The sequence below is a fragment of the Sporofaciens sp. JLR.KK001 genome, assembly GCF_036941055.1.
In the GTDB taxonomy this organism is placed as follows: domain Bacteria; phylum Bacillota; class Clostridia; order Lachnospirales; family Lachnospiraceae; genus Sporofaciens.
This window is the reverse complement of the sequence record NZ_JAYMNO010000002.1, coordinates 935,155-949,768: the sequence shown is the minus strand read 5'-3', so window position 1 is coordinate 949,768 and position 14,614 is coordinate 935,155. Positions and strand designations below refer to the sequence as shown.

Annotated in this window: 15 protein-coding genes; 2 read left to right on the top strand and 13 right to left on the bottom strand. The window is 42.2% G+C overall.

Features of this window, described 5'->3' with window-relative positions; translation table 11 throughout:
* Window positions 1-124 precede the first annotated feature (124 nt).
* Window positions 125-1,417 carry an IS66 family transposase gene (locus VSQ62_RS29770; RefSeq protein WP_334638543.1) on the top strand — a complete coding sequence of 431 codons (1,293 nt, stop codon included), beginning with the start codon at window positions 125-127 and terminating at the stop codon, window positions 1,415-1,417.
* Window positions 1,418-1,453: 36 nt separating this feature from the next.
* Here VSQ62_RS29770 and VSQ62_RS29765 read toward each other — a convergent pair whose 3' ends face one another.
* From VSQ62_RS29765 to VSQ62_RS29735, 7 genes are all read right to left on the bottom strand, one after another.
* The gene (locus tag VSQ62_RS29765) at window positions 1,454-1,705 is read right to left on the bottom strand and encodes a hypothetical protein (RefSeq protein ID WP_334638467.1); all 252 of its coding nucleotides are present in this window, start codon (window positions 1,703-1,705) and stop codon (window positions 1,454-1,456) included.
* Window positions 1,706-1,725: 20 nt separating this feature from the next.
* Window positions 1,726-1,953, bottom strand: a complete 228-nt coding sequence (locus VSQ62_RS29760) for a hypothetical protein (RefSeq protein ID WP_334638466.1) — start codon at window positions 1,951-1,953, stop codon at window positions 1,726-1,728.
* A 405-nt stretch (window positions 1,954-2,358) separates the two neighbouring features.
* On the bottom strand, window positions 2,359-3,234 hold the full coding sequence (locus VSQ62_RS29755; RefSeq protein ID WP_334638465.1) for a DUF3881 family protein: 876 nt from the start codon (window positions 3,232-3,234) through the stop codon (window positions 2,359-2,361).
* A gap of 21 nt (window positions 3,235-3,255) precedes the next feature.
* Window positions 3,256-4,542 (bottom strand): serine--tRNA ligase, encoded by a 1,287-nt coding sequence (gene serS, locus VSQ62_RS29750; protein ID WP_334638464.1) that lies wholly within the window; start codon window positions 4,540-4,542, stop codon window positions 3,256-3,258.
* 37 nt (window positions 4,543-4,579) lie between these two features.
* Window positions 4,580-5,086: a DUF4446 family protein gene (locus tag VSQ62_RS29745; protein ID WP_334638463.1), complete on the bottom strand. Its 507-nt coding sequence runs from the start codon at window positions 5,084-5,086 to the stop codon at window positions 4,580-4,582.
* A 3-nt stretch (window positions 5,087-5,089) separates the two neighbouring features.
* Complete coding sequence (locus VSQ62_RS29740) at window positions 5,090-6,004, bottom strand: ParB/RepB/Spo0J family partition protein (protein ID WP_334638462.1); 915 nt, start codon at window positions 6,002-6,004, stop codon at window positions 5,090-5,092.
* A gap of 12 nt (window positions 6,005-6,016) precedes the next feature.
* On the bottom strand, window positions 6,017-6,781 hold the full coding sequence (locus VSQ62_RS29735) for a ParA family protein (RefSeq protein ID WP_334638461.1): 765 nt from the start codon (window positions 6,779-6,781) through the stop codon (window positions 6,017-6,019).
* A gap of 379 nt (window positions 6,782-7,160) precedes the next feature.
* On the opposite strand from VSQ62_RS29735, the gene VSQ62_RS29730 reads away from it, so the two are divergent.
* A complete protein-coding gene (locus tag VSQ62_RS29730; protein ID WP_334638460.1) occupies window positions 7,161-8,123 on the top strand; it encodes an alpha/beta fold hydrolase in 963 nt (320 codons plus the stop codon).
* 127 nt (window positions 8,124-8,250) lie between these two features.
* Here the strand turns inward: VSQ62_RS29730 and rsmG are convergent, their stop codons facing one another.
* The 6 genes from rsmG to yidD form a co-directional block, all read right to left on the bottom strand.
* A complete protein-coding gene (gene rsmG / locus VSQ62_RS29725) occupies window positions 8,251-8,964 on the bottom strand; it encodes a 16S rRNA (guanine(527)-N(7))-methyltransferase RsmG (RefSeq protein ID WP_334638459.1) in 714 nt (237 codons plus the stop codon).
* A gap of 20 nt (window positions 8,965-8,984) precedes the next feature.
* Window positions 8,985-10,889 (bottom strand): tRNA uridine-5-carboxymethylaminomethyl(34) synthesis enzyme MnmG, encoded by a 1,905-nt coding sequence (mnmG, locus tag VSQ62_RS29720; RefSeq protein ID WP_334638458.1) that lies wholly within the window; start codon window positions 10,887-10,889, stop codon window positions 8,985-8,987.
* Window positions 10,855-12,210, bottom strand: a complete 1,356-nt coding sequence (mnmE, locus tag VSQ62_RS29715; RefSeq protein ID WP_502957881.1) for a tRNA uridine-5-carboxymethylaminomethyl(34) synthesis GTPase MnmE — start codon at window positions 12,208-12,210, stop codon at window positions 10,855-10,857. The genes mnmG and mnmE overlap by 35 nt, the downstream gene beginning before the upstream one ends.
* A gap of 160 nt (window positions 12,211-12,370) precedes the next feature.
* Window positions 12,371-13,291, bottom strand: coding sequence for an RNA-binding cell elongation regulator Jag/EloR (jag, locus tag VSQ62_RS29710; protein ID WP_334638456.1), 921 nt, complete (start codon window positions 13,289-13,291; stop codon window positions 12,371-12,373).
* A 12-nt stretch (window positions 13,292-13,303) separates the two neighbouring features.
* Window positions 13,304-14,371 (bottom strand): YidC/Oxa1 family membrane protein insertase, encoded by a 1,068-nt coding sequence (locus VSQ62_RS29705; RefSeq protein ID WP_334638455.1) that lies wholly within the window; start codon window positions 14,369-14,371, stop codon window positions 13,304-13,306.
* Between the two features lie 26 nt (window positions 14,372-14,397).
* Window positions 14,398-14,610 (bottom strand): membrane protein insertion efficiency factor YidD, encoded by a 213-nt coding sequence (yidD, locus tag VSQ62_RS29700; protein ID WP_334638454.1) that lies wholly within the window; start codon window positions 14,608-14,610, stop codon window positions 14,398-14,400.
* Window positions 14,611-14,614 lie beyond the last annotated feature (4 nt).

Below are 14,614 nucleotides of genomic sequence, written 5' to 3'. Positions count from 1 at the left end.
AAGAAACAGAAATCGCCTCTTTACAGTCTGAGGTGAAAATCCTAAAAGCTACTATCAGGGCATATGAAAAAGTATGCACTTCCATCTCCAATACTTTAAGAAGGCCCCTGTGATCTATGATTAAATATACCGGAACTCCCGCCGCAGTTCAGGCAGGAAGAAAGGCGGACAGCCTGGACATCCCAAAGCAGCCCTTGAAGCGCCGGAGGAATCTGAGATCACAGATACCGTTGGGCACCCATTACAGGACGATGAATGCTGTCCAAAATGCGGGCTTACAGACTGCGCCCCAACCGGCGAGTCCGAAGTCAAATTTGAATACGATGTACGCATTAAAGTCGTTAAGATCAAACACGAATTCTTTTATTACGAATGCAGCAACTGCGGCACTGTATTCCGGTCACAGATACCCCCAAACCTCAAGGAGAAGGTTCAGTATGGCAGCGGATTGCAGGCTTTTGCTTTATCACTCACAAATACCGTCAATGCCGCTATGAACAAAGCATCCATGTTTCTTGCCGGAATCACCGGCGGTGAATTAATGCCCTGTGAGGGATACATTGCGAAACTCCAGGCCCGTGCCGCAAATGGGCTCCGCCAGTTTCGCCAGGATCTGAAGCTTGTCCTGATCACAAGAAAGATCGTTTACTGGGACGACACGGTCATCTTCATTCTTGCGCAAAGAGCATGTTTCCGATTTTATGGAGACGAGTCTATTGCCTACTATACAGCGCATGCACACAAAGACATGGAAAGCCTTGATGACGACAATGTACTGAATCTCCTGACATCGGATACCAAAACCATGCACGACCATAACACCGTAAACTACAATGAAAAGTACAGCTTTGAGAATATCAAGTGTAATCAGCATCTTCAGCGTGACTGCCAGAAGAATACGGATGATACCTGCCATCAATGGTCTGATGATCTGAAAAAGCATATCAGCGCAACCATCAAGGATCGCAATGATGCCATAGCCCGGGGCGAGGGTTCTTTCAGCGAAGCCTGCATAAACGAGTTTCATCATAAAATAGATGAATACCTTAAAAACGGATGGAGTGAAAATGAGTCTGATCCAAACAACTACGGGGCATCCTTTGAGCGGACTCTGCTTACCAGAATTGCCCAATACCGCAGAAACTATTTCCTGTGGGTTGAGGATTTCAGTCTGCCGACCACCAATAATCTCAGTGAACGCGGGCTTCGAGGTGTAAAATCCCACATGAAAATATCGGGACAGTTTGAATCAGAGACAGCGGCCGATAACCATGCGCTCAACCGAACATACATCGAAACCTGCCGTCGTAATGGCATCAATGAAATCGAAGCGTTGCAACGATTATGCGAAGGAATCCTTATACGGTTGCCGAAATCTTCTCGGTCTAATCTTCCTAAAAACACATCAGAACATTGAAAGCGGTGTTGCAGCTCCGCTTTATTTGTCGATCCATCAAACCGACTGTGAATAGTAACAAAGATCATCATTTGCTTCCATCCATTGATTCCGGACAGACCGGATCTCCTTACGTGCCTGTGCTAATTCTTGTTTTAATTCCCGGATATTTTTTTCAAGTTTCCGGATAATGCTCTTATATTCTTCTTCTAATTTCCGATATCTCTCGCCGGATTTAAATTCGGCGATCTGCTGTGCCAGTGATTTCACTTTGTACTGTAATGCACTTGTATATTCAAATGGATTCATCTGTAATCTCCTTTGATGAATTAGGGGCGGGAATCTAATACCTGTGCCATCGTTCTGCTTAATTCTATTATCTCTTCCAGTTGTAATGTCAGCATGGAAATATATTCTTCTTTCTGTTCAAGAAGCTCTTCCGAAGTCCGAATACATTTTTCCCGGATTCGGATTACATTTTCTGCTTCTTTAAGAGCATTCTCCAATTTAGAGATCTGCAATTCATATTTTTTTATAAGTGATGTTTCTTTACTCATTGCCGCCTCCGCACTTGTAATAAAAAAAGTATAGCAGAAACCTGGAAAAAAAGCGAATGAATGAAATCTGGCATTCGTCATTTTGCCAGGGATAAATTGTTGACTTTTCAAGACAAATGGATATCAAACCACGCAGAAAGAGATGTGAGAAGGAGGATTTTAAGACGAAAAACAGAAAATAGGAAATGCTATCCACAAGAAGTACCTGAGGACAAAATGTTAATAACATTTTGTCCTCAAACGTGTCATTTACTGTGGATAAAATTTTTTCAATTTCACCACATTTACCAACACTTTCTAAAATCCTATTACTGGCATGGGTGTGAAAAGTAACCTGATGTCATAATATCATAAAAGGTCCAGTACATATTCTTTTCATGTACTGAACCTTTTCATACAATATGATCAGAAATTTATCCTGCCCTGAAGCCACATATTTCCTTTGAATCTTCTTCCCACAGCAGGATCTCCTACTATATTCTTCACAGGCACACAGATATCGAAGGTCAGTTCATTGACATCCAGCTTCATCACATAGATCTCTTCTTTTGAATACTCATTCGTAATCCTCTGCAGCTCCAGAATTTCTCCCATAATGGAATAATGGTCGCATTCTATGCCGTATGGCATGATATATGTCTCTACGATACTGAATACATCTTCACTGACCAGTCTCTGTGATACCTTGGAATATGTATCAATATCATCCATTGTCAGATTTTCAATCGCTTCCGGATCTCCCATTCTGGCTGCGCTCACAAGCATCATACGATTTTGAACTTCTTCTTTCTGCCTTTCTTTCTGTCTCTTATCCTTCAGGACCGGGAGAAGGATCGTCCCCCCATTGCATAATCCGGATAGCGTAACAGACTTATATTTTACTGTACTTCTTGCTCTCTGTCGTTCTTTGATAAATTCTACTGTATTCTGAAGGTGGAAGATCAGATTGATCCCCACCTTGACATCTTCACAGATTCCGGCATAGGCTTCTTTGTCCATGCGCCGCTCCACATACACATCTGCATGACTGGTAATACCCGTTCCGTAGAAATACGGATAGTAATAATTCTTCTCGAACTCTTCATGGATACTCATATCGCCGCATATCGTGATGCCCATCCCTGCCCCATACTCTTTCTGGTACTCGCAGAAATCCATCTCCGTATCCTGTGCGATCAGGTCGTGCTGTGTAAATGAATCCCTTACATCTGTCAGAATCTCTCTTAGTTCTTTCTTGCTGCTAATATTGCCAAATCCGATGGCTTTCAGATATTGATGCATATTATATTTTCCTTATAAATGCTATTTTTTAGGTGTAAGTTTCTCTAATCCGCCCATGTATGGCCGCAGAACTTCCGGCACTCTGACTGATCCATCCTCCTGGAGATTATTCTCGAGGAACGCAATCAGCATTCTTGGAGGAGCCGCAACCGTATTATTCAAGGTGTGGGCAAAATATTTTCCATCTTTTCCTCTGACACGGATACCAAGTCTTCTTGCTTGGGCATCCCCAAGATTTGAACAGCTTCCTACTTCGAAATACTTCTTCTGTCTTGGAGACCACGCTTCTACATCACAGGACTTAACCTTCAGATCAGCAAGATCTCCGGAACAGCATTCCAGGGTGCGTACCGGAATATCCATGGAACGGAACAGATCTACCGTATTCTGCCACAGGTTATCATACCATTTCATACTCTCTTCCGGCTTACATACCACGATCATCTCCTGCTTCTCGAACTGGTGGATTCTGTACACGCCTCTCTCCTCTATGCCGTGCGATCCTTTTTCCTTACGGAAGCAAGGAGAATAGCTGGTCAATGTCTGCGGAAGCTGATCTTCATTCAACATCGTATCGATGTATTTTCCAATCATAGAATGTTCGCTGGTTCCGATCAGGTACAGATCTTCTCCTTCTATCTTATACATCATGGCGTCCATTTCCGCAAAGCTCATAACACCTGTCACCACATTGCTCCGGATCATGAACGGAGGTATACAATAGGTGAATCCGCGTCCGATCATGAAGTCGCGGGCGTAGGACAATACCGCCGAATGAAGTCTGGCAATATCACCCATCAGATAATAGAATCCATTTCCTGCCACCTTCCCGGCGCTCTCAAGATCGATTCCGCTGAACTTCTCCATAATATCCGTGTGATAAGGAATTTCGTAATCAGGAACAACCGGCTCCCCGTATTTCTGTATTTCCACATTCTCGCTGTCGTCTTTTCCGATCGGCACGGAAGGATCGATGATGTTCGGGATCGTCATCATGATCTTCTTGATATCTGCTTCTACCTTCTTCTCTTCCGCAGATAAGGATTCTACTCTGTCAGCATTCTCCTGAACCTTTTTCTTCAATTCGTCTGCTTCTTCCTTCTTGCCCTGTGCCATACATGCGCCGATCTGCTTGGAGATCTTATTGCGTTCTGCACGGAGTCCCTCTACCTCCTGCTTTATATCTCTATTCCGCTGATCTAATTCTAATACTTCGTCCACCAGAGGTAATTTCTCATCCTGATACTTTTTCTTAATATTTTCCTTTACTACATCCGGATTCATTCTTACAAATTTGATATCTAGCATTTCTGCTCCTCCTTTGCTCCTATTCGATATTCAACTGTTATTCATCTTCGAAGATCGCCTTGTCCAATGCCTCTGCTTCTTCTTCGGCTAACTCAACATAACTCTCTCCCTTGACAATCTCCTTAATATAAGTATAACATCCTTCCCGGCTGTGCATTGCATTTAGGATCCATCCGTTATTATGGCTGTCCAGCAATGCAACTGCGAAGCTCAGTTTGCCGCCCATCTCGTTAAATGCATCATATTTTACAATACCTGTCTTCTGGAAATTCTTATCTTCCCTCTTGATCAATTCTTTAATATCTGCGCGGTTCTGCTTTGTAACCTTAAGAATGGAATCTACTTCACCGAATTTTTCTTTCAAGCTGTCTTCAAGAGTTTTCCCATTTCTTCCCTTCATAAACGTATTATAACTACTTTGCAGCTTATTGTATTTCACTGTAAGATTCACATATAGAACAAAAAGAACAACGATCAGAATTAACAGGAACAAAAGTATGTATGCCGGGTCTATTCCTAATGTAACCAGTATCTTACTTTCCATATATCAGTCTTCCCTTCGTATACTCATTATCATCTCGAACACTCGTTCTAAGTCTCTGTCAGAATAATATTCTATCTCTATCTTCCCTTTCCCATTTCCTTTAGAAGCAACACTGACTTTCGTCCCCATTATTTCCTTCATTCTATCTTCAAAATCTCTATATAAGAAACTATTCTCTATAACTTTCTTCTCTTTCGGCTTCTTCGGATTCTTAAGATCCTTGATCAGTTTCTCTGTCTCCCTCACACTCAGATTCTCGTCAAAGATCTTATTAGCTAATGTATATTGCTGTTCCTTGTCATCAATTGCCAGAAGTGTCCTTGCATGACCAGTACTTAACATCTTATCTATGATCATCTGCTGAACTCTCTCGTCCAACTTCAACAGTCTCATAGAGTTCGTTACGGCCGTTCTGCTCTTCGATACCCGTTCTGCCACATCGTCCTGTCTCAGATTGAATTCTTCCAAAAGTCTCTTGAATGCCATGGCTTCTTCTATAGGATTCAGATTCTCCCGCTGAATATTCTCGATCAGACCGATTTCTATAATCTCTTGTTCTGAATATTCTTTGATGATTACCGGTACTTCCTTGACACCGGCCATCTTGGCGGCACGCCATCTCCTCTCACCGGCGATGATCTCATAATAGTCTTTTCTCTTTCCGACAATCAACGGTTGAATTATTCCAAACTGCTTGATAGAATCCGCCAGTTCCAGCAAAGCATCTTCTTCAAAGTTCTTACGCGGCTGATCTCGGTTCGGTTCTACCATATTAATTTTCATCATCTGTCCGCCGGATTTCTGTTCTTCTTCTGGCGTCTTTTCCGATTGTAATTCTGGTTCTGCTGTTTTTGCCCCCCTATTATCAGGAATTAGACTGTCCAGCCCTTTCCCCAATCCTTTCTTTTTTACCGCCATTATATCCTCCCTTTATGATTTCTTTTCTATTACTTCCTCCGCAAGTCTCATATAACTCTCCGCTCCTGCTGATTTTGGATCATATTGATTGATCGGAGTTCCATAACTTGGCGCCTCTGCAAGACGGATATTTCTTGGAATAATTGTCTTATAGATATTCTGCTGCAGATTATCCTTAACATTCTCCACAACCTGTAAGGATAGATTCGTCCTTGCATCATACATCGTGAATACAACTCCTTCTATCTCAAGAATCGAATTCAATCTTTCCTTCACCAATTCAACCGTATGTATCAATTGGCTCAATCCTTCCAACGCATAATACTCGCATTGAATCGGAACCAATACAGAATCGGCTGTAGTCATTGCATTAATTGTAAGTAAGCTTAATGACGGCGGACAATCTATAATGATATAATCATAGTTGTCCCTGATTTTCTGAATAGCATCTTTAACAATAAATTCTTTATTATCCACGTCAATCAGTTCAATCTCAACTGCCGACAGATCAACATTAGAAGGGAGTATGTCCAAATTATCAATAGTTCCATGGTCAATTACTTCCTCAACATCATTTTCTCCAATTATCATATCATAAATTGTTTTATCTATAGAATCCTTATCTAACCCTAGTCCACTAGACATATTCCCCTGTGGATCCATGTCGATAGCAAGAACTTTTTGTCCCTTTTCGGCAAGGCAAGCCGACAGATTAATTGCCGTCGTTGTCTTTCCAACTCCGCCCTTCTGGTTGGCAATTGCTATAATTCTTCCCATCTATTTATCACCTCTCTTTTCTCATGGGTTAAGTATATCACTTTTCAATCCGGTAAGCTAGCAAATGTTTTATATAATATAATTTTTTCTGTTTTATATAAATGTTTCACGTGAAACATTTATTTTTTAGTTGAAGATTTTTTAAGAGTCAAACATCCCGCGGCAAATAACAAGACATCAAACTTATAACACTATAGAACAATAGAATGTTTTATTTACATTCTGCTTCGATCACTAGGCCCTATACTAACAGCTAAAAGTATAACACACACATATTTTTGACGAATAATGTTTCACGTGAAACATTTACATTGATTTTATTCTATAGTATAATGATTATAAGCAACAGTTCATTGTTCTTCATGAAAGGAAAAAATGCATGAGTCTGAAAAAGAAAATTATAACTGGAATTACATTGTCAAGTACATCTGCACTTATTATTCATATTATCAACAAGTTCATTTACTATTCTGCATCACTGGATAATTTATTGGACAACCCTTCCGGCACTTACTATGATTGGAAATTTGGGAAAATATATTATAAAAAGACTGGGAATGGCTATCCTCTTCTTTTGATTCATGATCTGAACACCTTCAGTTCTGGCCATGAATGGAACAGAGTTCTAAAACAACTGTCCAAGACGAATACTGTTTATCGTATAGACTTACTTGGATGCGGACGCTCTGACAAACCTAATCTTACATATACTAATTATTTATACGCTCAGTTGATCAGCGATTTTATTAAGCGTGTGATAGGACAAAAGACAAATGTAATCGCAACCGGTGAATCGGGTTCATTTGTTATTTCAGCATGTAATAATGATGATTCTATTATTAAGAAAATTATATTGATAAATCCTACTGATATAAAAGAATTATCGAGAATACCTACGAAACGGAATAAGATATCTACGAATCTGATCAGTACTCCAATAATCGGAACCTTCTTATATAATATACTGACACGTAAAACAATGATTGAAAATTTATTTGAAGAATGCTACTTCTATGATAAAAATAATATAGAAGATGAGTTAATACAAACCTACTATGAAGCAGCTCATATGGGAAATGGTTCTCCCCGTTATCTTTTTGCCAGTTTAAATGGTCACTACACTACCATGAATCTGAATCACTGTCTGAAATCATTGACGAATAGTATCTATATTATAATAGGAAAAGAGACGGATGAAAATATTGAAATTGCTGGAACCTATCAGAAGATTCTTCCTTCTATAGAGGTGGACACAATAGAAAAAACAAAACTGCTTCCGCAGTTGGAAAAACCTCAAGAATTTATGAATCAGATTGAAATTTTCCTGGATGATGAATGTTAGTCAAAGACCCCGCTGCAGTCGCCAAATGTGCATGCAAGATGCCCGCTTGGCTCGTTGCTCGCAGGAATAAAAAGAGGCTGTTTGAATCTATCTCAACAGCCTCTTTTTGTTTCACGTGAAACATTTTTTATTTTATCGGTTCTTTTCCAGGAAGTCCTGCTTTCCTTGGATATTTCATACTACATTTTTTCACTTTATTTATCTTAACAAAAGATCTGTATATATCAGTTCCAGGAAGATGAAACCTTACTACTTCTTCAACTCTTCCGCTCAAGAGTTGAATCGCCTTTTCTGAACCTTCCATCTCCTCATCGATATCCCCAGACTTGTAAGAGATGAATAAACCTCCTGTTCTAACATATGGCAAACAGTATTCCGACAAAGTCGCCAAATTAGCAACTGCCCTCGATACACACAGATCATAAGACTCTCTATAATCTTCCTGACGGGCATAATCTTCCGCTCTTCCATGAATCGTACAGACTTCTTTCAATTCAAGCTCATCAATCACATGATTCAGAAACTTGATTCTCTTATTGAGAGAATCCAATAACGTAACTCTGATATGAGGAAATGCAATCTTCAATGGGATTCCTGGAAAACCTGCTCCTGTTCCTACATCGATCAATGTATGGATATCCTTCACATCACATACTTTGACGAGAACAAGGCTGTCTACAAAATGCTTCTCAACCACCTCTTCATATTCTGTGATTCCTGTGAGATTCATTATCTTATTCCATTCAATCAACAACTCATAATATTTATTAAACTGTTCTAACTGTCTGTTATTCAATTCAATACCAATATCTCTTAATTTCTTATCTAATATATTATCCACAATTTCTCCTCTAATAAAATCTACTTTCCGCTCAAATATACCAGCAGCACCGATATATCCGCAGGCGATACTCCCGATATACGGGAAGCCTGTCCGATTGAAACAGGACTATATTCCTTCAGCTTCTGTACCGCCTCGATCCGAAGACTCTTGACCTTATCATAATCTATATCTTCCGGAATTTTCTTATTCTCCAGCTTCTTAAACTGCTCTACCTGTTTCTTCTGCCTGCTGATATACCCCTCATACTTAATTGATATTTCCACCTGATCGATTACTTCATCGCTTAATTCCTCCGGAAATCTTGAACGCTTTTCATCTATTTCTTCCAGCATACGGTAAGACAGTTCCGGACGGCGGATCAACTCGGCGAATGAAGCTCCTGACGCAAGAGGAGCGCTCTTGCAGTTTTTTAACAGGGCCTGAACATTATCTGTATTTCCTACATTTGTAAGATTAAGACGTTCTATCTCTGCACTTATTAATTCCTCTTTCTTAAGAAGCCTTTCGTATCTCTCCCGGGAAATCAAACCTATCTCATATCCCAGCTTCGTCAATCTCTGATCTGCATTATCCTGTCTGAGAAGTAATCTGTATTCTGCCCTGGAAGTCATCATCCTGTAAGGCTCATGGCTCTCCTTGGTCACAAGATCATCAACCAGCACTCCTATATAAGCCTCCGACCGATCCAGTATAACCGGCTCCTTCCCCTGTAATTTTCTTGCCGCATTGATCCCCGCGACCAACCCCTGCGCCGCCGCTTCCTCATAACCGGAACTCCCGTTGAACTGACCGCCGCTGAATAATCCATCAATATTACGGAATTCCAGAGATGGCTTCAACTGTCTCGCATCAATGCAATCATACTCTATGGCGTAAGCATTTCTTACGATCTTCACATTCTCAAGTCCGGGTACCGTTCTGTACATTGCATACTGTACATCCTCCGGCAGAGAACTGGACATCCCGCCGATATACATCTCGTTCGTCTCTATCCCTTCCGGCTCGATGAATACCTGATGCCTGTCCTTGTCTGCGAACTTGACCACCTTATCTTCGATCGACGGACAATATCTTGGCCCCGTTCCCTCTATCATCCCGGAGAACAACGGAGAACGATCCAGATTCTTTCTTATAATATCATGTGTCTTCTGATTCGTATAAGTCAACCAACACGATACCTGGTCAATCTGTACATCTTCCGGATTCGTTGTAAATGAGAACGGAACAACCCTCTCGTCTCCAAACTGTTCTTCCATCTTACTGAAATCAACCGAATTCTTATCAATCCGCGCCGGAGTTCCCGTCTTAAAACGATACATCCGAATTCCCAATTCTTTCAGAGAGTCTGTCAGATGATTCGCAGCCTGAAGTCCGTTCGGTCCTGTATTGCTGCTCACTTCACCATAGATGCAGCGGGCCTTCAGATATGTCCCCGTACACAGGATTACCGCCCGGCAGGGATAGACGGCCCCCGAGTATGTCTGCACACCTGTAACCTTCCCCTCTTCTGCCAAGATCTTCACTACTTCCATCTGTTTGATCTCCAGATTCTCCTGACGCTCCAATACCTGGCGCATAGCCCGACTATACTGCGCCTTATCCGCCTGCGCCCGAAGCGAGTGAACTGCCGGTCCCTTTGACTTGTTCAGCATCTTCGACTGGATGAAGGTACGGTCTATCACCTTCCCCATCTCTCCTCCAAGGGCATCTACCTCTCTCACCAGATGTCCCTTAGAGCTTCCTCCTATATTCGGATTACAGGGCATCAGCGCAATACTGTCCACACTGACCGTAAATACGATCGTACGGAAACCAAGTCTTGCAGAAGCAAGCGCCGCCTCACAGCCTGCATGCCCCGCTCCAATCACAGCTACATCATATCCATCCTCATTTACCCATACAGAATTTACTGAATATCTCATTGACCAAATCCTCTCCCATCGTCTCACCAGTAATTCTTCCAAGCGCCTCATAAGCATCCATCAGATCGATCGAATAAAAATCCTCCGGCATACCTGCTTCTATACTATCTATAACCTTTTCCAAGGATGAAAAAGCATCCCAAAGGGCTGTCTTCTGACGTATATTTGTAATATAAATCTCATCATTAAATGCAAGATTTCCTTCAAAAAACATTAACTTTAAAGTTTCTTTCAACAGATTAATACCATTTTTCTCCGTTACAGAAATCGAAATAACAGGGATTGTAAACTTTTTTATTTCTTTTACATTTTCAATTGAAGGATTGCTTGCAAAATATGTTCTTTCAACATCTGCCTCTGTCACCACCATATCCAAGTCAGATTTGTTCAGCAGAATGATAGAAGTCTTTCCTTCTATCAGCCGCAAGATCTCATGATCGCTCTCATCCAGCGGCATAGAGGCATCTATGACATATATGATCAGATCTGCCTGATCCGCATAACTCCTGGCACGCTCTACACCAATCTGCTCTACAACATCCTGAGTCTGTCTGATTCCCGCAGTATCTACGATATTTAAGGATATCCCTTCAAGATTGATATGTTCTTCCAGAATATCACGGGTCGTCCCCGCAATATCCGTTACGATTGCCCTGTCTTCCCCCAGAAGTACATTCATAAGAGATGATTTACCGGCATTTGGCCTGCCCAGGATAACAGTCTGTATTCCTTCTTTCATAATTCTTCCGCTGTCATAGGTATCTATAAGCTTCTGAATCTCTTTCCGCAGATTTTCCACAATTTCCCTTAACTTATCCCCATATCCGTCCACACTGATATGCTCAGGATCATCAAGGGCAGTCTCTATAAATGCAGTATGATAGATAATCTGTTCTCTGATCCCGGTGATCTTATCCCTGATATTTCCTCTTAACTGACTGACAGAATTCCGAAGTGCATACTGATTCTGCGAGACTATCAGATCCCCTACCGCCTCTGCCTGTGACAGATCTATCCTCCCGTTCAGAAAAGCTCTCTTCGTGAATTCTCCGGGTTCCGCAGGTCTTGCGCCCCTGGAGATCAATAGTTCTAATATCCGCTTTACAACATATACTCCTCCGTGACAGTTGATCTCTACCGTATCCTCACCCGTATAGCTATGAGGTCCCCGCATAAGCATCACAAGGACCTCATCGATCATAAATTCTCCATCCATAATATATCCATAATGAATTGTATGAGACTTCTGACCGCTAAGCCTCTTTTCCTTCTTCCCCTTATATACTCTGTCTGCAATTGCAAATGCTTCCGGTCCGCTCATCCTCACGATTCCGATACCTGCATTGCTTACAGCAGTAGAGACCGCAGCGATCGTAGCTTCATAATTCTGCACATTTTCCGCCTCCCTTTTGCCGATGTTGCCAAAAAAAGATATCAATATAGAAAAATAGGGGCCTCATACACCCCTATCTCCTGTCATCTCACCTATTACGTACCAGAGTAACGACTACTCTCCTATAAGGTTCTTCACCTTCGCTATGTGTGGAAACCGCAGGATCAGCCTGCAGCGCCGAATGAATGATCCTTCTCTCATATGGATTCATCGGCTCAAGCGACACGGTCCTCCTGCTTCTCTTTACCTTACTTGCGATATTCTTAGCAAGATTCTCAAGCGTCTCTTTCCTTCTTCTGCGGTAATCCTCCGTATCAAGCTTCACTCGTACATATCCGTCCTGCATCTTATTGGCTACTCTGTTTGTCAGATATTGCAGAGAATCCAGGGTCTGTCCGCGCTTTCCGATCATGATGCCCATATTACTGCCTTCCATATCAATAGAGAGGGCGCCTTCTTCATCGATCAAAGATGTCACCTTGACATCATCCATACCCATTGCCTTCAGTACATCGCTGATGAATTTCTCACATGCTTCTATCGTCTGACTCTCTACCTTCGCAAGCTCCGCTTCCTTCTTGGCCGGAGCATTCGCTTCCGGCTGTTCCTTTACAGTCTCTTTCTTCTCCTTCTGAGACGGCTTCTTCTTGGATTCCTTCTTTGGGGATTCTTTCTTGGCAGATTCCTTTTTCACCTGCTCCTTCTTCTCTGGCTCTCTCTTAACATTTTCCTTCTCATGCTTCACTGTATCTTTCCTGGGTTCCTTCTTCAATGGCTCCTTCACCAGAGAAACATCCACCTTCGGAAGCTCTATCTCAGGCTCTTCTTCCTTGATCTCCCCTTTTCTCCGCGCTTTGATCACAGCCTGCTTCATCCCGATTCCTAAGAATCCGGCGCTTCCCTTCTCAATTACCTGATAATCTAACTGATCGCTGGTCACTCCTAACTGAATCAATGCTTCCGTGATCGCGTCGTCCAATGTCTTTGCCGATACAGTAATATATTCCATGATTAACGCCCCCTAATTACTTTCATTGTATTTTTTAACCATGTTTGCCTTTGCCGCTAAACTTCCTGGCTTAGCATTCTCAGCACTTGTTCTCGCCTGTTCTACTTTCTTCTCTTTATCTTTTTCACTCATTCCTGATACGCTGCGGTTCGCAGAATCCTTGATGCTGCGTGTGTTAGCCTGTGCCATCGCATTGATTCTCTCTGCCTTCTCCCCGCGTTTCTGTCTCTTCTTCTCCGCCTTCTCCTTATTGCGTTCAATCAGCTCCTCCACAGATATCTTAGCCAAATGCTTGTTGATGATCACCTGCTGTATGATCCTTACAACCGCACTTAATACCCAGTACAGACCGATACCGGTAGGAAGCGAAAATACCATGAATACGGAGAATAACGGCATCGTTACATTCATTGTATTCATTGTACTTGCCATCGGGTTATCCTTGTCAAGCTCCTGGCCTGAGATAGCCTGCGAGATCTTGACACTCAAATACTGTGTAGCTCCTGATAACACCGGAAGCAGAATTGCCGTTATAATAACAAGGGCAGGTGCAATTCCATAATCTCCGCTGTTCTTAATCATGGTGATCGGAGCGATCGTCAGATCCGGGATAGTAAGGAACCGGTTGACAGTTGCCGGTGCATCCTTGATTGCTGGAACGTAACCCTGGATGTTATAGATAACAGGATAGAGAGCCAACAGAAGCGGCATCTGCACCAGAAGGGGAAGACATCCTCCCATCATGGAAGTACCGTACTTGTCATACACCTGTTGCATCTCTTCCTGCTGCTTCATCATGGACGCCTGGTCCTTCTTATTGCGGTACTTCTTCTGGATCGCCTGAAGCTCCGGATTCATTACAGAAGTCATCTTCTGCGATCTCTGCTGCTTGATGGTGAGCGGTATCATCAGCGTGTACACGAATATCGTATACAAGATGATCGATAAGCCCACCAGGCCGTTGTCGCTCGGCAGCGCACTGTCTAATATTGTATAGATAAAGTTCATGACCTTACCTAATAACCAGCAGAGCTGACCTACGATCGGCCAGTTTGCCGCTGATAGTAAACTAAATACCATATTCATCTCCTCCATTATCTCTTATGCTACGGAACGGGGTCATAACCTCCTTTGGCAAATGGATTACAACGCAGTATCCTCCATGCCGCCAAAGCACCGCCTTTCAAAGCCCCATACTTTTCGATTGCTTCCACCGCATACTGAGAACATGTAGGATAATAGATACATGACGAATATCCCTTCAGAGAGGACAGATATTTCTGGTAGAATCTGATACAGCCTAACAGAATTCTCTTCATACTA

Coding starts and splice junctions, on each gene's coding strand:
- VSQ62_RS29765 (WP_334638467.1), bottom strand. CDS start 1,705: ATGAATCCATTTGAATATACAAGTGCATTACAGTACAAAGTGAAATCA.
- VSQ62_RS29760 (WP_334638466.1), bottom strand. CDS start 1,953: ATGAGTAAAGAAACATCACTTATAAAAAAATATGAATTGCAGATCTCT.
- VSQ62_RS29755 (WP_334638465.1), bottom strand. CDS start 3,234: ATGCATCAATATCTGAAAGCCATCGGATTTGGCAATATTAGCAGCAAG.
- serS (WP_334638464.1), bottom strand. CDS start 4,542: ATGCTAGATATCAAATTTGTAAGAATGAATCCGGATGTAGTAAAGGAA.
- VSQ62_RS29745 (WP_334638463.1), bottom strand. CDS start 5,086: ATGGAAAGTAAGATACTGGTTACATTAGGAATAGACCCGGCATACATA.
- VSQ62_RS29740 (WP_334638462.1), bottom strand. CDS start 6,004: ATGGCGGTAAAAAAGAAAGGATTGGGGAAAGGGCTGGACAGTCTAATT.
- VSQ62_RS29735 (WP_334638461.1), bottom strand. CDS start 6,781: ATGGGAAGAATTATAGCAATTGCCAACCAGAAGGGCGGAGTTGGAAAG.
- VSQ62_RS29730 (WP_334638460.1), top strand. CDS start 7,161: ATGAGTCTGAAAAAGAAAATTATAACTGGAATTACATTGTCAAGTACA.
- mnmG (WP_334638458.1), bottom strand. CDS start 10,889: ATGAGATATTCAGTAAATTCTGTATGGGTAAATGAGGATGGATATGAT.
- mnmE (WP_502957881.1), bottom strand. CDS start 12,210: ATGAGCGGACCGGAAGCATTTGCAATTGCAGACAGAGTATATAAGGGG.
- jag (WP_334638456.1), bottom strand. CDS start 13,291: ATGGAATATATTACTGTATCGGCAAAGACATTGGACGACGCGATCACG.
- VSQ62_RS29705 (WP_334638455.1), bottom strand. CDS start 14,371: ATGGTATTTAGTTTACTATCAGCGGCAAACTGGCCGATCGTAGGTCAG.
- yidD (WP_334638454.1), bottom strand. CDS start 14,610: ATGAAGAGAATTCTGTTAGGCTGTATCAGATTCTACCAGAAATATCTG.